Source organism: Streptomyces eurocidicus, assembly GCF_002891295.1.
In the GTDB taxonomy this organism is placed as follows: domain Bacteria; phylum Actinomycetota; class Actinomycetes; order Streptomycetales; family Streptomycetaceae; genus Streptomyces; species Streptomyces eurocidicus.
This window is the reverse complement of record NZ_LGUI01000003.1, coordinates 538,673-559,711: the sequence shown is the minus strand read 5'-3', so window position 1 is coordinate 559,711 and position 21,039 is coordinate 538,673. Positions and strand designations below refer to the sequence as shown.

Below are 21,039 nucleotides of genomic sequence, written 5' to 3'. Positions count from 1 at the left end.
GGCGGCCGCATGGCGAGTCGGGCCATGAACCGGCCTTCGGCGCGCCCGTCGTGGCCGAGGGCGAGACGGACGAGAAGGCCCCATGGCGTCCACACGCTGTGGATGCCGGGCCGGGGTGCCGTGCTCTACAGCTCGGCCAGCCATTTTCCGCGGGCGAGGTACGTCGATCCGTCGGGTTTCACGAAGACCTTGGCTCCGCGTACGGGGAGTTCGCCGTGGGTGAGCCAGTGCGTGCGGATCTCGTCGAGGATGTCCCAGAGCCTTCGGGGGCCGCCCTGGTGGACCTGGGGAGCCTCGTCGGCGCGGGCGGTGGCCCGGGCCCACGAGCCGTCGGCGTGTGCCATCAGGGCGGTGCGCTGTGTGCCGCCCTCGTCGAACCGGTGCTCGATGCCCGGCGCGACGACATCGAGCATCGATGCCAGGTCCCATGCCTCGGTGACCTGGACGACGGGGTACCGGCCGGTGCTGATGTCGTCGCCGTCGTGCTCACGCGCGGCGGCCAGGAGCACGGCGAGGCGTGGGGGGTAGTCGGAGCCATGGCGGGTGTGCATGAAGCCGGCCCGGTCCCATTCGACGCGTCCGGTCGCGCCACCGTCCTCGGTCTTCTCGGCCGTGACGAGAAGGGAGGTGCCGGCGATGGTGGTCACCAGCCGCCCGTGGGGTTCGAGGGCTGCGAGCCAGCTCGCCGGGATCGGCCGGACGCCGACGGTGGCCACGATGCGGTCGAAGGTGCCGGGCAGGTCGCCGGTGGCGTCCGTGTGTACGAGTGCGGGGTGCAGGCCCATCGCGTCGAGGCGCGCTCGGGCGGCCTCGACGAGGTAGGGGTCGACGTCGACACTGGTGATCTGCGCGTCGCCGAGGCGGCGGGCCGCGAGGGCGGCGCCGTAGCCCGATCCGGTGCCGATGTCGCACACGGTGTCGTCGTCACCGAGGCGGGCGTGCTGGAACATGCGGACGACGAGACCGGGCAGTGTCGAGGACGAGGTCGGCAGGCCCGCCGGGTGATCGTCGCCGGTCGCGTGGTCGGCGTGGAGGGGCCCGACGCTGGTGACCAGCGAGGCGTCGCCGTACGCGGCGTCGAGCCACCGGCCCTTGTCGGCCTCTCCGTTCCGCAACGCCCAGCCGCCGGGGGCGCGCTGCCACCACCGCGGCACGAGCTCGTGCCGGGCGGTCTGCGCCACGGGGGCGCGCCACCGTGACGAGGGGTGGGTGACGCGCTCGGCGAGGGCCGCGGCGCGGGGTGCCCAGTTCATCAGTTCTCTCCTCTCAGCTTTCTTCGCTGTCGTCGCCGGGGTAGCTCGGGGGAACCGAAATGACTGGCATGCCGGATCCCGTAGTTGTGAGTAAAATCCGGCCTGCCCCAAGACGAAACGGCTGATCAATCGCTGTGGTCCCCGCGCATGCGGGGGTGGTCCCCCGAAAGGGAATTCCTCATGGCACGTGGCCACGTGGTCCCCGCGCATGCGGGGGTGGTCCCGGTGTCACGGGGGTTTCCTTCCGTAGGCCCCGGTGGTCCCCGCGCATGCGGGGGTGGTCCCTCCACAAGCGCGCGAAGCGGGCGGCGGAGATGGTGGTCCCCGCGCATGCGGGGGTGGTCCCAACGGCGTCGAGGGCCCGCCCATGACCATCCTGTGGTCCCCGCGCATGCGGGGGTGTCGCGGATCCACGCGTTCTGTTGCTAGTCGTCCGGGGTGAGTTCCCATCGGCGGCCGTCGGGGATGTGCCACACGGACGCGCGCCCGTCGGGCTCGCGGACGTATCCGAACCGGTCCTGCGCGGGGCGGCCTGTGGCGTTCCACCATGTCCAGGCGTCCTCGACCTGCTGCCAGAGGTCGGGAGTTCCGCCGTACGTCACGATGCCCGTTCCTTCCTCGGTGAGGGGAGCACGGGCCCATGAACCGTCGTTCTGCTGGAGTTGGAGTGACAGGGTTCCGGCGTCGTCGCGGTGATAGACGAGCTTCGCCTCGGGGAGGTGGAAGGCGAGCAGCAGGCGGAACGGGTAGTGCGTTCGGATGTCGCTCGCGGTGACGGGCGTCGGGCGGTGGTCCGCTTCGGGGGCGGCGGGCGCTCGCTCCGTGCGGTGGTAGACGCGGGCGTCGGTTCGCGCGGCTATGAATCGGCCGGTGGTACCGGTGTAGCGGCCGAGCGCGCGGTGCTCCGCGTCGGTGGTGAGGCGGACGAGGCCACCCTCGACGCCGAGCGCGATGTCGGTGTGGATGACGGATCCGGGCATTGTCTGCTCGATCCATGCCGAGGGGACGGCCGGTACGGAGCACGTGGCGATGATCCGGTCGAACGGGCCGCCGCCGGGGTAGCCGTTCCGCCCGTCGACGGCAGAGAGCTGTGGGCCGTACCCGATTCCGGACAGCCGGCGTTCCGCGGCGCGGACGAGATCAGGGCTGATGTCGACGGAGTGCACGGCACCGTCGCCCAGGCGGGCGCACAGCAGAGCGGCGTTGTAGCCGGTGCCTGTCCCGACTTCGAGGACACGGTGCCCGTCCTCGACATCGAGTTCTTCCAGCATCCGGGCCATGAGGCCGGGAAGGGTGCTGGACGAGGTGGGGAAGCCCGTCCACGCCGATTCGTCGGCTTGCCGGGCGGTGTCCGGGTCGAGGGCCGTGACGAGGGTGGCATCGCGGTAGACCGCGGCGAGATCCTCGTCGGAGGTGCCGGCCTGATGCCGCCGCCACACGGTGATGCCCTTATCGTCGGTCTCCTGTTCGTACCACTCGGGCACGAACACATGCCGGGGCACGGTGGCGAATGCCTCGGCCCATTCGCGGGACCTGATCGCGCCGCCCTTCGTGAGTTCGTCGGCGAGCGCGGTCATGTACGGTCGGGCGGCTTCGAGGCTGAGGTCGGTCACTCGGCGACTCCTGTCAGTTCGTCGGCGATGGCTTCGGCGATGGGCAGGCCGGTGGCGGCCTGGATCCAGTCCCATTGGCCGCAGGGGTTCGCCTCCAAGAACGTCCAGTCACCCTCGGGCGACACGATGAAGTCGAGTGCCGCGCGGCGGCCCCGGACAGTGATTCACGGGCCGGGGCCGCGGTCACGCTACGCCGGGTGGCCTCCGGTCTCCGCTCGGGTCGGCAGGCTCCAGCTCGGACCGTCCGGTGACCCGAGCCACACCCGCTGATCCTCTGCCGTGACGGTGATCCCGAACTCCGTCGGCATCGGGGAATCAGCGGCGCGCCAGATGTCGAGCGCGTTCTCGAACACGTCCCACAGGGCGACCGGGCCGCCCTGGCGGACGTTCCATTCGTCGTCGCTCTTGGGCGTGAGGACGGCGAACGAATCGTCCGTGGTGTTCAGCACGTACGTGCATGGTGTGCCGTCGTCGGCCGGCATGGAGAAGAAGCGGGCGGCCGACATGGCGAGTTGGGCCATGAACCCGCTTCCGGGCTGAATCAGGAGTTCGGGCCCGTACGGAGTGCTCCGCGAAGCGCCGTCGTCCGGCGCGGGGATCATGCCGAGGCTTTCGGGCGCGTCCTGCTGGCGGGCGATCATGAAACTCGGGTCGCCGGAAACGAACCGGCCCTCGGCGCGCTCGTCGTGGCCGATGGCGAGACGGACGAGCCCCAGGGAACGCATCCAGCCGCGGAGGGTGGCGAGGACGATCCCACCGGGGCGGGTCTGCCGCACCCATGAACGGGGAATGCGCCGTACGCCGCAGGTGGCGATCGTACGGTCGTAGGGGGCGCCCTCGGGGTCTCCGGTGAGGCCGTCGCCGATGATGAGGCGCGGGGCGTATCCGCAGCGGTCGAGTGCGTCGCGGGCGCGGTCGGCGACGTCGGGATCGGTCTCGATGGAGGTGACCTGTCCGGCGCCGAGGCGCCGGCACATGAGGGCGGTCGAGTAGCCGGTGCCGGTGCCGATCTCCATGACGTTCATGCCGTCGTGCACCTGGAGTTCTTCCAGCATGTCCACCACCAGGGCCGGCAACGTCGAGGACGAGGTCGGGTGCGCACCGCTGATCGGCTGCGGGTCGGTCCAGTCGATCTCCCGGCCGTCGAACTGTGTGATGAGGGTTTCGTCGGTGTACGCCTGCCGTAGCCATTCCTTGACGCCGGAGAGTTCAGGGGTGACCGGTGTCCAGGTGGTCAGTCCGGGGGCGTCGGTCTCTCGGTAGAAACGGCGTACGAACTCATGGCGGGGGACGGCTTCGACGGCGGCGCGCCATTGCGGGGAGCGCAGATGCCCGGCGTCGGTGAGACGCGCGGCGAGCTGGTACCGCAGGTCGGCGGCGATGGAGTCGATGTCAGGTTCGGCGGTCATGGGTGCCTCGTTCCAGAAGGTCGGCGAGGGCCGCGGTCATGGGCAGTCCCGTGGGGGGCTCCATCCACGCCCATTGGCCCGAGGGGTTGCATTCGATGAACGTCCACTCGCCGGAGGGCGCGAGGGCGAAGTCGAACGCGCCGAAGACGAGTCCGAAGTGCCGGAGGTAGGCGAAGAGCGCGCGCTCGACGTCCGGCGGTGGTGTGACGGGGGTGTACGTGTGGGTGCTGTAGTCGGTGCGCCAGTCGAGCAGCCCGGAGTCGATGCGCACCGCGAATATCCGGTTCCCGATCACGGTCACGCGGACGTCCGCGGTCTTGTCCACCTGTGCCTGGAAGAGGTGCATGGTGCCGGCGACGGAGTCGTCGATCTCGTCGGCCTCGACTGTGCTGACGGGCACGGTCTGCGCCGCACCGTCGATGAGGTAGAGCGGCACGGAGATGGGTTTGAAGATGACCGGCCCGTACCGCTTGATGAAGGTGCGGGCGTCGTCGGGCCGGTTGGTGATCAGCGTGGGCGGAACGGTGAAGCCACAGGCTGCGGCGGCTGCGAGGCCGGCGGGTTTGTACTCGGCGTCGCCGATGCGGTGGGGGTGGTTGACGTACAGGCAGCCGGGGAGCGAGACGAGGGCGCCACCGAGGCCGTAACGGGCTTGGGCGGCGGCGAACCTCGCGTCCTGGGGGTCGAGGTGGGGGAAGGAAAACCCGGAGGGGCGCCGGTAGTACAAGGACCGGACGGCGCTGAGTTGAAGGCTGCGGGTGGGTGTCCGCACGCTTCCGCGCCACTGCGTCGCGTCACCGCCGATGAAGGCGGAGCACGACAGGGTGGCGGGGAAGTCACCGGAGTCGAACCGCACGACCGGGACATCCCGGTCGTGCAGCTCGGCGATCACCAGATCGGCGGTCGGGTCGTCGAGGTTGGTGACGACCGCGACCGGGCGGGGGTCCGTCACTGGTCGGTGTCATTCCCCGTGTCGCTGTCGGGCGAGTCGCTGCTGCGGTCACCCTGGCCGGTCGTCCCGGTGGGCGGGTTGGTGCCGGACGACGTCCCGTGCCCCGGCGCCGTCATGAGCGCGCCCGAGGCGTCGAGGTAGCGGGCGGTCTGCGTTCCGGCATCCAGCTCCACGCGGGTGTACTGGTGTGCCTCGACCGGCGGGTACGGGGCGATGCGGCGCAGCGCCCAGGGCGTGGGGGTCCGGTATCCCTGAGGGAGCGGTGTCCCGGTCGGGAACCGTTCGGCGTAATTGAACATCGCGTGCCTTTCCATTCGAGGACGGACAGGGCTGTGCGGTGGTGCCCCGCGGGAACGCCGGGACACGGGGGCGGCAGCTTAGGGGGTGCTGGGGCGCCCGGGTAACGCCGCCGAGCCCGGATGGCTCGGCAGTGGGGTGCGGGGTGCGTCGGCGCGGGCGGTCTCTCAGCGGATCGCCCGCTGCGGGTCAGGCGGCGCGGTTCGACACCGGCTTTCCGTCCTGCAGGTACGGGATGCCGACCCGGGTCACCGTCGCCGCCTCCGCGGCCATGGTCCGGCGCCATTGCGGCACGTTCTCCATGAGCTCCTCGTGGCCCATGAACTCGTACTTCAGGATCTCCGGCCCCTGACCCTTGAGGGCCAGGGGAAGAGTGATCGATTCGATCTGCGCCGTGGACAACTCACCGCACTCGAACACGATGTTGATGCCCTCCACCGTGCCCTCGGCGCGGTTCGCCGTGACGTGGTCGATCGCGATCGCCGGGCCCACCTCCACGTGCAGTTGGAGCTTTCTGCGGACCTGATACCTGACCGCGTCGGCCGCGGTCTCTCCCGCGATGGCCATTCCCCCGGGGAGCAGCCAGCTCGGGCCCCGGCCGGACAGCAACACGAGCACCTTTCCCTGATCGTTGGTGATCCGCGCCAGCCCCGCCAGCCTGCGGCGCGGTGGGTTCGTCCATGCCTCGTTCAGTGTCACCTTCAGCCCCATGGGACTCATGCCCTCCTTGCGCGGTGGGATCCCCGTCAACCGGCAGTAGCGATCGGGGAGTTGGGGCACCGGTTGGGCGCGCTCTCGCCTGGCGATCGCCCAACGTGGCGGTGCAGGTGGAGAACGTAGCGGCCGCGCAATCGTCGGAGCAAGCGTGCAACGTTAAACGCGTGCAACTGCATATGCCAAAACCCCTCCACCTGCAGAGATGGAGGGGTTGCGGTCGGCTAGATCGTCAGATCAGGTGATCGAGCGCGCCTGCCTTGACGCCGAGGATGAAGGTGCGAACCTTGTCCGGAGTCGTGGTGACGACGACCGCGGGATCGTCGCTTTCTCGCATCAGGATTGCGCCCTCGCGTCGGCCCACCTCGACGCAGTCGTCTCTGTCTCCGGAGAAAGACGACTTCTGCCACTTTATTTCAGACATGCCATGCCTTCACAGTTGTTTAAGCGTGTTACGGATGAAGTCTCGCGACTCGGACGGCGCGAGAGAGATGCGCAGCGTCCTCAGCAGGATGCTGCGGTAGTTCTCCAGGTGGGATTCTGCGTCCAGGAGAACAGATCCGTGTGCCGTGTCCAGTGAAACGGTATCCAGCTTCGGAATCGGGCCGGAGGCGTACGTGAGTGAGCTGTTCGCGCCCGGGAACGCGCCGGCGGCAAAAGGGATGACGTGGAGCGTTACGCCGTCGTGTTCGCTCATCTCCACCAGTCTTTCCAGCTGTCGGCGCTGGCCGTCCCTTCCCGGGAAGATCATGCGCAGCGCCGCCTCGTGGATCACGAATTTGCACGGCGTTGCAGGGTTTCGCTCTATGACTCTCTTCCGCTGCATTCGAAACGACACCCGCCGCTGGACGTCCAGCGGCGGCAGCTCCGGCACGGTCTGTCCGAACAGGGCGCGTGCGTACTCTTCCGTCTGGAGAAGTCCCGGGATGTAGACAACCTGCAGGACGGTAATCCGGGCGGCGTGGTGCTCAAGCTCGGCCAGATCAAGGGCGCCTGTCGAAAGAGTCCCGCGATACTCCTCCCACCATCCCTTTCCGCGCTCTTCGGTCATACGCGCCAGAGTCTCGACGTGCGCCGAGTCCGGGTACGCGTAGATGGCGGCCAGCGCTCTGATTCGATCCGCGCTGACACCCACGCGACCGGCCTCGATGTTGCTGATCCGAGTGCGGTCGGCGCCGAACTCCTTGCCCGCGTCGGCAACGGTGAGCCCGCTGTGCTCCCGCATGCGGCGAAGCTCTGCGCCCAGCCTTCGCTGTCGAGCTGTTGGGGCCGCCCTAGGGAACGTATTGGGTTGTGATCAAGAGGTGCTGCGGGTGAGGTCTTTGATCCAGATCATCGCGGCACGGAGGTGGAGGCCGGCGAGGTAGCTTGCCGGGGTTTGGTCGTATCGAGTGGCGATGCCTCGCCAGGCCTTCATTTTGTTGATCAGACGCTCGACGGTGTTGCGTTCTTTGTAGAGATCGGGGTCGAAGCTGACGGGCCGGCCGCCGGTGCTGCCTTTCTTCTTCCGGTTGGCGGCCTGGTCCTTCTTCTCTGGGATGACTGCTTTGATGCGTCGTTTCCGCAGATGAGCGCGGTTGCCGCGGGAGGAGTAGGCCTTGTCCGCGGCGACCGCGTCAGGCCGGGTGCGAGGGCGGCCGATGCTCTGCCGGATGCGTACCTTCTTCAGCACGGGGATGAACTGCGGGCTGTCGGCGGCCTGTCCCGCGGTCAGCACGATGGCCAGCGGGCGGCACTTTCGATCGCTGGCGAGGTGGATCTTGCTGGTCTGGCCGCCTCTGGAACGTCCGAGCAGGGCGGCTTTCAAACGGACCTGGTGACGGCGCCGGATGCGGCGTCGTGCCTCCCGCTCGAGGCCATCTCCACCGTGTCCGTCTTGTTCTTCCGGGCCACCCCCTTTTGCCGGGCCTTCCCCTCTTCGGCTGAGGCTTTCTCCAGGGCGGCAAGGACGCCGGGGTCCAGATGCATCCCGGCGGCGTCGTGGTGAGCCCTGACCGTGGTGGAGTCCACGCTGACCAGGGACACGTCCACCTCACCCCGCCTCGCCGCCTGTGCGATCGAGGCCTCCAGCAGGGCTTCGAAGACACCGGCGTCCCTCCACTGACGGAAGCGGTTGTGGACAGTCGGCCAGGCGCCGAACTCGGACGGCATCTCCCGCCACTGCCCACCCGTACGAAACCGCCAGATCACGCCCTCGAACTGCTGCCGCAACCGCTCGGGGTAAGGCCCGAACCTGCCTACCGGCAGGAAGGGCTCGATGAACTCCCACTCCACATCCGTCAGTTGCGCTCTCGTCACATATGACGGTCTACCGGACCAGGACCCACCATGAGGTCGAATCGAACAAACTGATCACAATCCGATACACGCCCTAGGTGGCATATACCGTCCTCCCCTGATTCTTACGCACAGTGTCCCGTGGGGCTCCTTACCGGTCCACCTAGTGCATAAGTTTCCCTATTGGGGTTGCATGCGTGCTTCCATGGGCCCTATGGCCCTGGCGGCGCCGGGAAGCCCCGAAGTGAAGCCGCCTGCAAGGCGCGTGGCGTCCTAGGAGGCGGCCGAGCCACGGACGGAGCGTGAAGCGCTGAGCTACGACCGTTGGGAGGCAGCCCATGCGTGCCGCCATGGGGCTATCACGTCCAGAGACCCGCCGGAAGAGGCCGCCAGGCCCCCGCGGCCGGAGATCGTCGCCGCAGAGTAGTGACTTACCGAGGGGAACGAAAGCAGAATCTCAGGGAACTACCTCGCGCAACGCGGCGCGCAGCTATGGGAGGCCCTTCGGTGCTGAGCACGATGCAGGACGTACCGCTGACCGTTACCCGCATTCTCGCGCACGGCGCGCGGGTGCACGGGAACGCGGTCGTGACCACCTGGACCGGTGACGGCGAGCCGCTGCGGCGGACGTTCCGCGAGGTCGGGGCCCGGTCCGTACAGCTGGCCCACGCGCTCCGTGACGAGCTGGGCGTCGCGGGCGACGAGCGGGTGGGAACGCTCATGTGGAACAACAGCGACCATCTGGAGGCGTATCTCGCGATCCCCTCCATGGGCGCCGTCCTGCACACGCTCAACCTGCGGCTGCCCGCCGAGCAGCTCGCCTGGATCGTCGGCCACGCCGCCGACCGCGTCGTGCTCGTCAGCGGTTCGCTGCTGCCCCTCGTCGCCCCGCTGCTGCCGCACCTCCCGTCCGTCGAGCACCTCGTCGTCTCCGGGCCCGGCGACCGGTCCGCGCTGGCGGGCTGTCGCCCTCAGGTGCACGACTACGAGGAACTGCTCGCGGGCCGCCCCACCGAGGGCTTCGACTGGCCGGAGCTGGACGAGCGCCAGGCCGCCGCCCTCTGCTACACCTCCGGGACCACGGGCGAGCCCAAGGGCGTGCTCTACAGCCACCGTTCGATCTACCTCCACGCCATGGAGGTCAACGCCGCCGCGTCCTTCGCGCTCACCCCGGCGGACCTGGCCCTCCCTGTTGTCCCCATGTTTCACGTGAACGCCTGGGGAATGCCGCACGCGGCGTTCATGGCGGGCGCGTCGCTGCTGATGCCCGACCGCTTCCTCCAGCCCGCCCCGCTCGCCGAGATGATCGAGACCGAGCGTCCGACGGTCAGCGCCGGTGTGCCCACCATCTGGGCGGGCCTGCTGGGTGAGCTCGACGCCCGCCCCCGCGATATGACCTCGCTGAAGACCGTCGTCAGCGGCGGCTCCGCCTGCCCGCGCGCCCTGATGCGCGGCTTCGAGGAGCGGCACGGCGTACGGATCGTCCACGCCTGGGGCATGACCGAGACGTCCCCGCTGGGCACCATCGCGTACCCGCCCCTCGGCGTGACCGGCGAGGAGGAGTGGGAGTACCGGCTCTCGCAGGGCCGCATCCCCGCCTCCGTCCAGCTCCGGCTGGCCGGCCCGAACGGCGACCACCTGCCCTGGGACGGCGAGTCGGCCGGTGAGCTGGAGATCCGGGGGCCGTGGATCGCGGGCTCCTACTACGGCGGCGCCGGGCAGGAACCCATCCTGCCGGAGGACAAGTTCACCGAGGACGGCTGGCTGCGCACCGGTGACGTCGGCACCATGAAGCCCAACGGCTTCCTGACCCTGACGGACCGGGCCAAGGACGTCATCAAGTCCGGCGGCGAGTGGATCTCCTCGGTCGAGCTGGAGAACCACCTGATGGACCACCCGGAGATCGCGGAGGCGGCGGTGATCGCCGTACCCGACGAGAAGTGGGGCGAGCGGCCCCTGGCGGCGGTCGTCCTGCGGGACGGCTCGACGGTCGACTACGCGGGGCTGCGGGCGTTCCTGGGCGAGCGCGTGGCGAAGTGGCAGCTCCCGGAGCGCTGGGTGAGCGTCCAGGCGGTGCCGAAGACGTCGGTGGGGAAGTTCGACAAGCGGGCGCTGCGGAAGCTCTACGCGGAGGGTGAGCTGGAGGTGTCGGTGCTGGCGTAGGGGTGCGGCCGGCCCGTTCCGCACCGGTCGTTCCGCACCGGTCGTTCCGCACTGGGGGCGGGATGTCCTCGGTGCGGTGCGGTGCGGGGCCGGGGTGTGGCTGAGACCGGACCGTTCGGAGCGGTCGCCGTAGGGCGACGGACGCCGGGGGCGCGGCCCCGGGCCGCCCCGCCGGCCGCGCTCTCCGTGGAACGGCGGGAGCGCGGCCGCCGCCCGGCCGGCCCGCCCGGCGAGGGCGGGGCTCCCGGCGGACGGCGGACAGCGGAGGCGGTGCGAAGGCGAGGCTTCCGGCGCCCGAAGGCGGTACGAAAGCGACACGAAAGCGACACGAGGGCGGGGCCCCCGGCGGCCCGAAGGCGGCCCGAAAGCGGTACGAAGGGCGGCCGAGGGCGGGTCCCCGGCGGACGGCGAAGGCGGCACAGGCCCCCGCTACGACGTCAGCCGCAGCCCGTCCTCGAAGTCCACCCGGGACAGCTCCGCACGCGAGGTGACGCCGATCTTCGGGAAGACGTTCGACAGATGGTGTCCCACCGTCCGGGGGCTGATCAGCAGCCTCGCCGCGATCTCCCGGTTGGTCAGGCCCTCCGCCGCCAGCCGGGCCACCCGGCGCTCCTGCGGGGTGAGGGCCGCGCCCGCGTCGCCGGGTTCGGGGCGGCGGAGCTGCTGGCCGGTGAGCTCCTGCTCGGTCAGGGCGCGGGCCAGCAGGGGAGCCGCCCCCAGCCGGCGGAACGTCTCCGCCGCCTCCGCGAGCTGCGCCCGGGCGTCCGTACGACGCCGGGCGCGCCGCAGCCACTCGCCGTACAGCAGCCGCGTACGGGCGTGGTCGAACGGGCGCGCCGACACCCCCGGCACGGCCAGCGCCGACCGGAACAGGGCCTCCGCCCGCGCCGGGTCCCCGGTCAGCAGGGCGGCGCAGCGGTCCGCGGCGGCCGTCGCCCACGCCGCGCCGGTACGGTCCGCCCACGTCCGCAGCCGCCGGGCGTGCGGCAGCGCGCGCTCCGGGTGCCCGGCCCGGACGGCGGCCTCGGCCGCGTCCCCGGCGGCGAGCAGCCCGAACGTGCCGTGCGCGGCGTCGTGTCCGGGCTCGGCCAGCCGCTCCAGCAGGCCGGACGCCTCCTCGGCGCGCCCCGCGTGGAGGGCCAGTTGGCCCCGGCTCCAGTACGCGGCAGCGGTCAGCGACCGTATCCCGCGCGGTACGGACAGCTCCAGCGCCCGCTCGCTGAGCTCCGTGACCGCCGCCTCGTCGCCGCGCATCGCGGCCAGCCAGGCGAGGATGTTCCGGCACTGCGAGGCGGCGTGGTCGGCGCCGATCTCCTCGGCCAGCCGCAGGGTCTCCGTGGCGTTGGCGGTGGCGTCCGCCCAGCGCCCGCGCACGACGTCGAGCGTCGCGGTCTGCGGCACGGTCAGTACGATCGCGGTCGCCGCGTCCGTGCGCCGCAGCTCGGCGACCTTCCGCTCCAGGGCCTCCGCGAGCGCCTCCTCGGCGCCCCACGCGACGGCGAGCGGCGCGGGCGGTATCAGCCGCCACGAGCCCGCCCCGAGCCGGGCGACGACCTCGTCGGTCAGCGCGGGGGCCGCGCCCTCCTCGCGCCACCACTCCGGCAGCACCGGCGGTACGTCCGGCAGCCCGGTGAGCACCCGCAGCGCCGCCTCCTGGAGGCCGGGCGAGCCGGCCGACCAGCCGGCCCGTACGGCCATGCTGGCGAGCTCCGCCGCCTTGTCCGGCCGGGACAGGGTCCGGAGGTCGCGGAGCAGGTGGCGGTGGGCGGTCTCCTGGTCGCCGTGGGCGAATTCGAGCAGCCCCCGGAGGCCGCCGCTGACCTCGGCGACCCGCTCGTCCGAGGACAGCCGCGCCGCCCGGTCCAGCAGTTCCCGCGCCGCGGCCACCCGGCCCGCCTCCCAGGCCGCCCGTGCCCCGCGCGCGAGGCGCGCGGCGGCCCCGGCGGGCTCGGGGAGAGCTCCGCGGCGCGGCGCAGCACCCGTTCGGCGGACGCGCAGCCGCCGCGCGCCCACGCCCGTTCGGCCGCGGCGGTCAGCAGCGCGGCCACCTCCTCGTCCGGCCCGTCGCAGGCGGCGGCCAGGTGCCAGGCGCGCAGCTCGTCGGCGTCCTCGCAGGCCAGCACGCGGGCGAGGGCCCGGTGCGCGGCCCGCCGCCGGGCGGGCGGCGCCTCCTCGTAGACCACGGCACGGGCGAGGGGGTGGCGTACCCGCATCCGGCCGTCGCGCGTGGCCAGCAGCCCCGACCGGTGCACCTCGTCCCAGGCGTCGTCGCCGACGCCGAGCTCCGCGGCGGCGCCGCGCAGCGTCCACTGCTCGCCGCGCTCCTCGGCGGCGATGAGCAGGAGCAGGGTGCGGGCGGCCGGGGAGAGCGCGTCGATACGGGAGTTGAAGGCGCGGCGCAGACGGGGGCCGACGGCGACGGGTGGGGCGGTGGCGACGGGCGGGCGGCGGCCGGGGGCGGGCCGGCCATGGGACGGGGCGCGCCGGGCGCGGCCGGACCCGCGAGGTCGAGTGTGCCCGGCAGCTCCTGGAGCGCCAGCGGATTGCCGCCCGCGGCCCGGACCGTACGGGCCAGGGTGAGTTCGTCGGCGGTGGGCCAGGTGGCCGCGGCGAACAGCCGGGCGTCGGCGTCGGCGAGGCCCGTGACCTCCAGCGACGGCAGCTGGTCCCAGGGGCCGCGGGCCGGGTCGGCGTGCGTGGCCAGCAGCAGGGCGACGGGTTCGGTGCGTACCCGGCGGGCGACGAAGCAGAGGCAGGCGACGGTCGGCTCGTCCAGCCACTGGGCGTCGTCGACGGCCAGCAGGACGGGCTGTTCACCGGCGAGTTCGGAGAGCAGGGTGAGGACGGCGGCGCCGATCAGGAAGCGGTCGGCGGGGTCGCGGTGGTGGCCGAGCGCGCCGCGCAGCGCGGCGGCCTGCGGTGCGGGCAGGGTGCCGATGCGGTCCACGACCGGCCACAGCAGCTCGTGCAGCGCGGCGAACGCGAGCCCGGACTCCATGCGCGTGCCCCGGCAGCAGAGCACGGTGAAGTCCGCGGCGGTGAGGGCGGTGTCCTCCAGCAGCGCGGTCTTGCCGATGCCGGGGTCGCCCCAGAGCACCAGTCCCGCCCCCGTGCCCTCACGCGCTCCGTCCAGAACGCGGTCGAGCTCCGCTTTTTCGTGGTGCCGTCCGTACAGCGTCATTTGTTGGAGATCCTATAAGGGGGTATTTCAGATCTCCGTCAGGGAAAACCATGGTGTGTGTCACCAAGTCCCTTGTTGGAATGGAAAATTCCGTTTACGCCACGTGCGGGGGCGGGCCGGTGCGGCCGGTAGCGGACGGGGGCCGCGCGGTTCCGGCCATTCCCGCCGCCACCGATACGGTGACCGATTCACTTCGGCCGCCGGGCTCGTAACGTCGACACCATGCAGCCCTCCCCCACGGCATTGCCCTCAGTCACCGCCGGTGCGGCCGGCGCGGCCCTCGCCGGCGGCCCGGTCGGCGTGCTCGGCGCCGCTGCCGACGAGGCTTCCGGCGACCGCCTTCCGCACCCGCGCGGCATCTGGGTCACCGGCCGCTTCGACCCGTCCCCCGAGGCCGTCGCGCTCGGCTCGGCCACCCTCCTGACCGGCCCCGAGGTCTCCGTCGTCGCCCGCTTCTCCCGTACGCCCCGGGGCCGGGACGGCCACGACGGCGCGCCCGGCGAGCAGGGCCTCGCGGTGCGCTTCTACGCGGGCGCGGGCGAGGAGATGGACCTGGTGGCCGGCACGCTGCCGGTGTTCTTCGTCCGCACCGCCGCGGACCTGCGCGCCTTCCGGCTGGCCGCCCGCTCGCCCGACCCGGCGGCCGTCCCCGCGTTCCTGGAACGCCACCCGGAGGCCGCCACGGCGACGGCCCTGGCGGAGGCGTCCCGGCCGGCCGAGAGCTTCACCGGCGTGGCCTACCACGCCGTCCATACCTTCGGCCTGGTCGACGCCGTCGGCCGGACCCGCTGGGCCCGGCTGAGCTGGCAGCCGGAGCGGCCGCTGCCCGCCCTGGACCCGGACGCGGCGCTCGCCCGCCCGGCGGACTACCTCACGGCCGGCCTGCGGGAACGCCTCCCGGCCCGCTTCCGCCTCGTCGCCCAACTGCCCTGCCCGGACGACGCGCCCGCGCTCCACGACCCGACGCGGCTGTGGTCCCAGGAACCGGCGCGGACGGCGGTGCTCGGCACGTTGGTGCTCGACGCGGTGTACGTGCCGCTTCCGGGGCGGGAGCCGCGGTTCGAGGTGCTGCGGTTGCCTGAGGGGTTTGTGGCGCCGCGGGATGGGTTGGCGGGGGTGACGGCATCGGCGTGACCTCACCGGCGCCGCGCTCGGCCCCGGTCGCCGCGAGCGGGCTCGCCGGCCTCAAAGCCCTCCGCCGACCACAGCGAGCAGCTCGTCGGCGAGGATGGTCACGAGTTCAAGGTCGCGCGTATCCGCTCGCGGGTTTCTGTGGCCGCCCGGGCTCCCGTGGCGGCGAGTTCGGTGTCGAGTTCGCGTAGGCGGTCGGTGACGCGGGTGGAGTTCACCCTGCCCAGCAGTTCCAGGGCGGTGGCCGTGGTGTGGTCGGCGGCTTCGAGTTGTCCGGCTTGGACCTGGGCGCGGGCGAGCGCGATGTGGTCGAAGGCGCGGCTGCGGATGCGGTCGGCGGGGCGTTGCTCGGTGCCTGCCTCGATCAGTTCGATGGCGCGGGTGGCGTGGCGGGTGTCGTGGGTGGCCGCGATGGACTCGCATACGCCGGCGGTGACCTGGTACTCGGCGCTGTCGAACCAGGCGGCCCAGCTTGGTACGGGATCGCCTTGGTCGGTGGCCAGGGCGTCGGCGGCGGTGCCGATGGCCCGGGCGGATTCGGGGAGGTGGCCGAGGACGGCATGGCAGCGGGCCTCCAGGGTGCACAGGAGGGCGCGCAGGCGTCCGGGTGGGAGTTTGCGGGTGCCGTACTGGGCGGCCTGGACGAGTTCGAGGGCGTCCTCGGCGCGTCCGAGGTGGTTGGCCTGACGGGAGAGGCAGTTCAGCAGGTGCCCGGCGATTCCGGCGCCGGCGGGCCCGGCTTGTTTGGCGGCCTGGAGGCCGAGGAGGAAGTAGTGCTGGGCCTCGGCGTGCCGGCCGACGTCGTGGGTCATCCAGCCGGCGACGGAGGCGAGGTCGGCGACGGCGGTGAACAGGGCGCGGCCGACGTCGTCGGAGGTGCGACCGTTGGTGGCCAGGAGGGTGACGTCGTGTAGCTGCCCGACGACGGCGCGACGGGAGAGGCCGCCGCCGTGCGTGCTGTCGAGGCCGCGGAAGGCATCGGTGGCGGCTTCGATGTTGCGGACATCGCTCATGCCGATGCGGCCCGGGCGGATCGGATCGGGCAGTGGCTCGTCGGGCAGGTGGAGCCAGGGCTGGATGGCGCCGATCAGCTGGGAGCCGGTCAGCAGCGGGACGGTGGGCGGGGCATCCTCGTCGGTCATGGCGTCGCTCCGGGCGGTGTCGATGATGGCGGCGACGACGGCGGTGGCTTTCCACGACGCGGTGGGGCCGGTGGCCGGCCTTCCCCGCAGCCCGATGTCGGCCGGGCTCAGAGGCCGGGGGAGACGGCACAGATGCGTGAGGGCCTCGGCCAGGAGCTCCGGTACGGGATCCCGGGGGTGCTCGCCCTTCTTGATCCACTTCCCGACGCGGGAACGGTCGGGGCGTATGTCGTGGTGGCCGTGGGCGCGGGCGGTCCTGGCGACCTCGGTGGCCAGCTTCGCGTACGAGGCGCGCGAGACGTGCACCCAGTGCGCGAGGGCTTCGTTGCGGCGGTCCGGTCCGGTCACCGTCGGGCCCCTTCGGGTCAAGGGTGCGTGGCTGTCGCTGACGGGTGGCGCACCCGTCAGCGTACCGCCGGAGCCGCAGGCAGCCGGAGCCCTGCGGGCGCTTCGCCACAGACCGCCACAGTGCACCCCACTCGCTGACACCCGGGGTTCGCCCGCATTCGCACCAGAGCGGACTCTCGCTTCGCCACACCGTTCCGCTGTGTGCTTGTCCCTCCTGCACCGTCCGGCCTCCCCGTGCGGAGGCCGGTCCCTGTTCGCAGTTGCTCATGGTTGGAGGCATTGTGCGTGACAGCGAGCTCACCGAACTTGCCGGTCGGACCGTTCTGGTCACCGGTGGTGCCGGGCTGATCGGCAGCCGCATCACCGCCCACCTGCGCCGCCTCGGCGCCCGCTCCGTGGTCCTGTGCAGCCTGGATGCCTACCCGCGTCACGTCTACACCCGCCTCTTCGGCATCGACCCGGCGGACCCGGATGTGCTCATCGGCGACGTCCAGGACCAAGCCCTGGTGAACAGGGCTCTGGATGGGTGCGACTACGTCGTCCACGCGGCCGCCCTGGCCGACGTCGCGGCCTGCACCCGCCGCCCTCTCGACGCGATCGGCACCAACATCACCGGCACCCGGATCGTTCTGGACGCGGTCGCCCGGAGCGAGGGGATCCGCCGGCTGTGCTTCGTCTCTTCCGCCAGCGTCTACGGCAATGGCAACCCCGCGGACTTCGCCGGACCGCGTGACGAGCACCGCTCGATGCGCCGGCTCCTGACCGCGGTCTACGGCCGGACCGCACCCTGCTTCCTCGAAGGAGCACCGCTGCGTCCGATGTCCGCCTACGCCGCCACCAAGGCATGGGGCGAAACCCAGACCGCCCTGACCTTGGGCGCGGTGGGCACCTCGTACACGGTTCTGCGGTACTTCTCCGTCTACGGTGAGCCACAGGCGGTCAAGGAGAACAGCCATTCCTGGGTGGTGTCCTGGTTCGCCGCTCGCGCCGCCCTGGGGCTGCCGCTGCACCTGAACGGCGGCGGCCACCAGATCCGCGATTTCGTGCACGTCGACGACATAGCGGAGGCCACCGTCCGGGCCCTGGTCACCCCGCGCGCCCACAATGAAACCCTCAATATCGGTACCGGTGTCCCCACCAGCATCCGCACCGTGGCTGATCTCGTCGCACGGCGGCACCCGGGTGCCCGGTTCCTGGAGTCGCCGATGCCGCTCGGCGACCCACTCGGCGGGTACGCCTCCACCCGCCGCATGGAGACCGTACTCGGCTGGCGCCCCGCCGTGACGATCGCTGACGGCATCGCCCGCTACACGGCCTGGCTGGAGCGCACACCGGAGGCGATCCCCGTATGGCTCCGGGCGGAAACCAAAGCGGCCACGCCCTATTAGACGACGGGCGGCCGGCCGAGGCGGGTCATGCGCCATACCGTGGCCCACCGCATGGGCCGCCGCGGACCACACGGAGTGCGCACCCCCTCGGCGAAGCCGCCGGCCCAGGCCCGCAAACCCGTCAGGGACCGGGTACGGGCGAGCGTCAGGACCGTCCACATCCCGAGGTAGACGGGGACGAGCGGGGCCGGGAGGTGACGCTTGGCCAGCCATACCCGGTTGCGGGCCACCATGCGGAAGAAGACCGCGTGCCGCGTCGGCGACGTCCACGGATGCTGGAGCACCAGCTCCGGCTCGTAGAGCACCTTCCACCCGGCATCCAGGGCCCGCCAGGCGAGATCGGTCTCCTCGTGGGCGTAGAAGAAGGCATCCGGCCAGTCCCCGGTCTCCTCCAGCATCCTCAGGGAGATGCCGTGGCCGCCGCCGAGGAACGTGGTGACGTACCCGCCCCGCGCCGGATCCCCGGCGCGCAGGCGCGGTACATGGCGGCGCTGAGTGCGACCGTGTTCGTCGGCGATGCGGAAGGAGACGACGCCCAGCCGCGGATCGGCCGCGTACAGGGCGGCGAGGCGGGTGAAGATGTCGGGGCTGATCAGCAGGCCGTCGTCGTCCAGGTCCACCAGGACATCGATGTCCCCGAACTCGCGGAGCCGGGCGAGGGCGGCGTTACGGCCGCCGGCTACCCCCAGGTTTTCCGGCAGCTCCACACCCGTCACCCCATCGGGGAGCGGTGGCAAAGGAGAGCCGTTGCCGACCACCACCACCCGCGCCGCCGGGGTGTCCTGCTTGGCCACCGAGTCGAGCAGGTCGGACAGCTCGGCGGGCCGGTTGCCCATCGTCAGGATGGCGACGCCGACGCGTGGGTGATCCACGAACGCTCCGTTCCGCAAGGGGGCGCATGCCCGCTCTCCGGACCGCCCCCTTTGAGGAACGGCTACGACCGAATGGGAGGACCCTATGCCCATCGTCCGCCTCGGCGACTACCTCACCATCCCCGCCACGGGGGTTCTCTCCGGAACCCCGTACGAGTGGATAGAGGAGGCCGACCTGGCCGATTTCCTCGCCTCCTGGGACGACTGGCACCGCCAGGCACTCGCCCGGATCACGCACCGCATCCACCCCACCGCCCGCATCCACCCGACTGCCCTCATCGGCGACGACGTGATCATCGGCCCCGGCGTGCGGGTGTGGGAGTTCTCCACCGTCCGGGCCGGCTCCGTCCTGTGCGCCGGGGTCTCGGTCGGCTTCAACAGCGAGGTGACCAAAGCCTTCCTCGCACCAGGAGCCGTCCTCGGCCACCGCATCGGCATCAACCGCACCCTGGTCGGCACCGACGCCCACCTCTCCGCGAACCTCACCGTTGCCGCGATCAGCCTCTGGAGCCCACGCATGAGCCAGCCCGAGAAAGAGATCATCGTGCGGGTCCCCGAAGGGCTCTACCGCTGCGGAACCCCACAGTTCGGTGCCGTGATCGGCGACCGCTGCCAGACCGGGAACACCATCAGTCTCGGCCCAGGCCTCCTCATCGGCCGCGACTGCCGCATCGCCAGCGGCGTCACCCTCACCGCCCGCACCATCCCCGACAACAGCACCGTCACCGCACCCCACACCGCCGACACCCACATCCGCCGGCGTCCCGCCACACGGTAGACACGGCCCTAGCCTGCCGCCCCTCAGGAGGCGCAAAGGCTTGGCCTGTGCGGCGGGTGGTGCGTACCGTTATCTGACCAGCGCAGTGTCAGATCACATGACTTTGCAACAGCCCTGGCCCCGGACCCCGGTCCTCGAACTCCCCGGCTACCGCTGGGGGCACCTCCTCCCAGTGGTAGCCGGGGAGTTCGAGGACATTCGGGAAGGCCGCCGCAGGCGCACCTCGCCCACACCCCCGCTACGCACCCCCGTCCGGACGGGCCTTCGCCCCCGCGATCCACCCCGCCGCCATCCACACCACCGCGATGCCGCACACCCCGTTCCAGCCCCAGTGCGCGAACGCCGGGCCCGCCAGTGCCGAAGCCGACGCTCCGCCCAGGAACCCGGTCACCACGTAGGCCGTGTTGGCCGAGGCGGGCTTCCCGGTGGCGCCCAGCGCGCGCGTCTGGTTGGCGACCTGACCGGCCATCAACCCGGCGTGGATCAGCACCGCCGCCGCGTAGAGCGCCCACAGCCGGTGGCCGCCGAGCCAGAACAGCGGCAGGGACAGCGCCGCCAGCGCGTATCCGGAGGTCACGACCCGGCGCGGGCCGAAGCGGTCGATGAGCGTGCCCGAGACCGGGGCGACGGCGCTGGAGACCAGGCCGAACAGGCCGAAGAGACCGGCGGTCGCGGTGGACAGGCGGAACGGTTCGTCAGCCGTCAGCAGCAGCGCGAGCGTGGTCCACAGGGCGCTCCAGGCGCCGAACAGGCCCGCCTGCCGCAGGCACGCCGCCCGCAGTTCCGCCGAGGACCGCATCAGGCCCGGCAGCGCCGCGATGGACTTGAGCGGCCGGGAGCGGCCGGGCGGCCGGGTCTCGGCCGGGAGCAGGGCGGCGGTCAGCAGGCCGACGCCGACGGTCAGGGCCGCCGCACCGTAGAAGACGGCGCGCCAGCCGTACGCCTGGCCGGCGATCCCGCCGAGCACGCGGGCCGCGACGATGCCGGTGAACAGGCCGGACACCACCGCCGCCACGTGCCGGGCGCGGCGCTCCGCCGGGGCGCGCTCGGCGACGAGCGGGACGAGCAGCTGCGGTACGACGGTGGCGGCGCAGGCCACCAGGACGGCGGCGGCCAGCGCGGGCAGGCCGGGCGCGAGCGCGGCGGCGACGAGCGCCAGGCCCGCGAGGCCGGACAGGGCGCCGACGAGGCGGCGGCGGTTCGCGGTGTCGCCGAGCGGGGCGAAGGCCAGCAGACCGAGGGCGTAACCGAGCTGGGCCACGGACGCCACCCAGCCGACGGCGGAGGGCGCGACGCCGAAGTCCTTCGCGATCAGGCCGAGGAGCGGGGCCGCGAGGTAGATGTTCGCGGCGGTGACGGCGGTGCACAGGGCGATGACGGACAGCAGGACGCCGTTGCGGGGGCCGGTCCGCCGGGTGCCGACGTCCGCGGGCCCCGGTATGGAGGGGGCTCCGGCGGTTCCTGAGCTGGTGCGGGTGGGTGTCGGCATGGGTGGTGGACGCTCCCGGAACGATGGCTTCA

General features: G+C 71.9%; 18 protein-coding genes, 1 pseudogene and 1 CRISPR repeat array. Of the genes and pseudogenes, 4 read left to right on the top strand and 15 right to left on the bottom strand.

Annotated elements, in window-relative coordinates; genetic code table 11:
- Positions 1-125 precede the first annotated feature (125 nt).
- The 10 genes and pseudogenes from AF335_RS12305 to AF335_RS12260 form a co-directional block, all read right to left on the bottom strand.
- Positions 126-1,253 (bottom strand): methyltransferase domain-containing protein, encoded by a 1,128-nt coding sequence (locus AF335_RS12305; protein WP_102918356.1) that lies wholly within the window; start codon positions 1,251-1,253, stop codon positions 126-128.
- Positions 1,254-1,387: 134 nt separating this feature from the next.
- Positions 1,388-1,660: a CRISPR direct-repeat array (repeat unit 29 nt; unit sequence GTGGTCCCCGCGCATGCGGGGGTGGTCCC).
- Between the two features lie 18 nt (positions 1,661-1,678).
- Positions 1,679-2,866, bottom strand: a complete 1,188-nt coding sequence (locus AF335_RS12300; protein ID WP_244927004.1) for a methyltransferase domain-containing protein — start codon at positions 2,864-2,866, stop codon at positions 1,679-1,681.
- A complete protein-coding gene (locus AF335_RS36180) occupies positions 2,863-2,991 on the bottom strand; it encodes a hypothetical protein (RefSeq protein ID WP_260423836.1) in 129 nt (42 codons plus the stop codon). The genes AF335_RS12300 and AF335_RS36180 overlap by 4 nt, the downstream gene beginning before the upstream one ends.
- A gap of 63 nt (positions 2,992-3,054) precedes the next feature.
- Complete coding sequence (gene tgmC, locus AF335_RS12290) at positions 3,055-4,275, bottom strand: ATP-grasp peptide maturase system methyltransferase (protein WP_102918355.1); 1,221 nt, start codon at positions 4,273-4,275, stop codon at positions 3,055-3,057.
- On the bottom strand, positions 4,259-5,227 hold the full coding sequence (gene tgmB, locus AF335_RS12285) for an ATP-grasp ribosomal peptide maturase (RefSeq protein ID WP_102918354.1): 969 nt from the start codon (positions 5,225-5,227) through the stop codon (positions 4,259-4,261). Before tgmB ends, tgmC begins: the two co-directional genes overlap by 17 nt.
- On the bottom strand, positions 5,224-5,526 hold the full coding sequence (gene tgmA, locus AF335_RS12280) for a putative ATP-grasp-modified RiPP (RefSeq protein WP_102918353.1): 303 nt from the start codon (positions 5,524-5,526) through the stop codon (positions 5,224-5,226). Before tgmA ends, tgmB begins: the two co-directional genes overlap by 4 nt.
- A gap of 187 nt (positions 5,527-5,713) precedes the next feature.
- Positions 5,714-6,244 (bottom strand): NUDIX hydrolase, encoded by a 531-nt coding sequence (locus tag AF335_RS12275; RefSeq protein ID WP_146045505.1) that lies wholly within the window; start codon positions 6,242-6,244, stop codon positions 5,714-5,716.
- Positions 6,245-6,470: 226 nt separating this feature from the next.
- The gene (locus AF335_RS12270) at positions 6,471-6,662 is read right to left on the bottom strand and encodes a DUF397 domain-containing protein (RefSeq protein WP_102918351.1); all 192 of its coding nucleotides are present in this window, start codon (positions 6,660-6,662) and stop codon (positions 6,471-6,473) included.
- Between the two features lie 9 nt (positions 6,663-6,671).
- Complete coding sequence (locus AF335_RS12265) at positions 6,672-7,484, bottom strand: helix-turn-helix domain-containing protein (protein ID WP_260423837.1); 813 nt, start codon at positions 7,482-7,484, stop codon at positions 6,672-6,674.
- Positions 7,485-7,535: 51 nt separating this feature from the next.
- Positions 7,536-8,536, bottom strand: a pseudogene (locus tag AF335_RS12260) (IS5 family transposase).
- A gap of 486 nt (positions 8,537-9,022) precedes the next feature.
- Here AF335_RS12260 and AF335_RS12255 point away from each other — a divergent pair.
- Positions 9,023-10,678 carry a long-chain fatty acid--CoA ligase gene (locus AF335_RS12255; RefSeq protein ID WP_102918755.1) on the top strand — a complete coding sequence of 552 codons (1,656 nt, stop codon included), beginning with the start codon at positions 9,023-9,025 and terminating at the stop codon, positions 10,676-10,678.
- Positions 10,679-11,107: 429 nt separating this feature from the next.
- Here AF335_RS12255 and AF335_RS12250 read toward each other — a convergent pair whose 3' ends face one another.
- Entirely contained in the window at positions 11,108-12,565 is a 1,458-nt protein-coding gene (locus AF335_RS12250; protein ID WP_102918349.1) for a helix-turn-helix transcriptional regulator, read from the bottom strand.
- A 145-nt stretch (positions 12,566-12,710) separates the two neighbouring features.
- Entirely contained in the window at positions 12,711-13,859 is a 1,149-nt protein-coding gene (locus AF335_RS12245) for an AAA family ATPase (RefSeq protein WP_102918348.1), read from the bottom strand.
- Positions 13,860-14,081: 222 nt separating this feature from the next.
- Between AF335_RS12245 and AF335_RS12240 the strand changes: the two genes are divergently transcribed.
- Complete coding sequence (locus tag AF335_RS12240) at positions 14,082-14,993, top strand: catalase (protein ID WP_102918347.1); 912 nt, start codon at positions 14,082-14,084, stop codon at positions 14,991-14,993.
- Positions 14,994-15,091: 98 nt separating this feature from the next.
- Here AF335_RS12240 and AF335_RS12230 read toward each other — a convergent pair whose 3' ends face one another.
- On the bottom strand, positions 15,092-16,480 hold the full coding sequence (locus tag AF335_RS12230; protein WP_102918345.1) for an NsdA family TPR-like regulatory protein: 1,389 nt from the start codon (positions 16,478-16,480) through the stop codon (positions 15,092-15,094).
- A gap of 281 nt (positions 16,481-16,761) precedes the next feature.
- Here AF335_RS12230 and AF335_RS12225 point away from each other — a divergent pair, with 281 nt between their 5' ends.
- Complete coding sequence (locus AF335_RS12225) at positions 16,762-17,868, top strand: NAD-dependent epimerase/dehydratase family protein (RefSeq protein ID WP_244927003.1); 1,107 nt, start codon at positions 16,762-16,764, stop codon at positions 17,866-17,868.
- On the opposite strand, the gene AF335_RS12220 is transcribed toward AF335_RS12225, so the two are convergent.
- Positions 17,865-18,740 carry a glycosyltransferase family 2 protein gene (locus AF335_RS12220; protein ID WP_102918343.1) on the bottom strand — a complete coding sequence of 292 codons (876 nt, stop codon included), beginning with the start codon at positions 18,738-18,740 and terminating at the stop codon, positions 17,865-17,867. The two genes, AF335_RS12225 and AF335_RS12220, sit on opposite strands and share 4 nt — an antisense overlap.
- A gap of 85 nt (positions 18,741-18,825) precedes the next feature.
- On the opposite strand from AF335_RS12220, the gene AF335_RS12215 reads away from it, so the two are divergent.
- On the top strand, positions 18,826-19,518 hold the full coding sequence (locus AF335_RS12215) for an LbetaH domain-containing protein (protein ID WP_102918342.1): 693 nt from the start codon (positions 18,826-18,828) through the stop codon (positions 19,516-19,518).
- Between the two features lie 238 nt (positions 19,519-19,756).
- Here the strand turns inward: AF335_RS12215 and AF335_RS12210 are convergent, their stop codons facing one another.
- Positions 19,757-21,007 (bottom strand): MFS transporter, encoded by a 1,251-nt coding sequence (locus AF335_RS12210; protein WP_102918341.1) that lies wholly within the window; start codon positions 21,005-21,007, stop codon positions 19,757-19,759.
- Between the last annotated feature and the right edge of the window lie 32 nt (positions 21,008-21,039).

Excerpts from the sequence above, each read along its gene's own strand:
- AF335_RS12305 (WP_102918356.1), bottom strand. The coding sequence starts at position 1,253 with ATGAACTGGGCACCCCGCGCCGCGGCCCTCGCCGAGCGCGTCACCCAC.
- tgmC (WP_102918355.1), bottom strand. The coding sequence starts at position 4,275 with ATGACCGCCGAACCTGACATCGACTCCATCGCCGCCGACCTGCGGTAC.
- tgmA (WP_102918353.1), bottom strand. The coding sequence starts at position 5,526 with ATGTTCAATTACGCCGAACGGTTCCCGACCGGGACACCGCTCCCTCAG.
- AF335_RS12275 (WP_146045505.1), bottom strand. The coding sequence starts at position 6,244 with ATGAGTCCCATGGGGCTGAAGGTGACACTGAACGAGGCATGGACGAAC.
- AF335_RS12270 (WP_102918351.1), bottom strand. The coding sequence starts at position 6,662 with ATGTCTGAAATAAAGTGGCAGAAGTCGTCTTTCTCCGGAGACAGAGAC.
- AF335_RS12245 (WP_102918348.1), bottom strand. The coding sequence starts at position 13,859 with ATGACGCTGTACGGACGGCACCACGAAAAAGCGGAGCTCGACCGCGTT.
- AF335_RS12240 (WP_102918347.1), top strand. The coding sequence starts at position 14,082 with ATGCAGCCCTCCCCCACGGCATTGCCCTCAGTCACCGCCGGTGCGGCC.
- AF335_RS12215 (WP_102918342.1), top strand. The coding sequence starts at position 18,826 with ATGCCCATCGTCCGCCTCGGCGACTACCTCACCATCCCCGCCACGGGG.
- AF335_RS12210 (WP_102918341.1), bottom strand. The coding sequence starts at position 21,007 with ATGCCGACACCCACCCGCACCAGCTCAGGAACCGCCGGAGCCCCCTCC.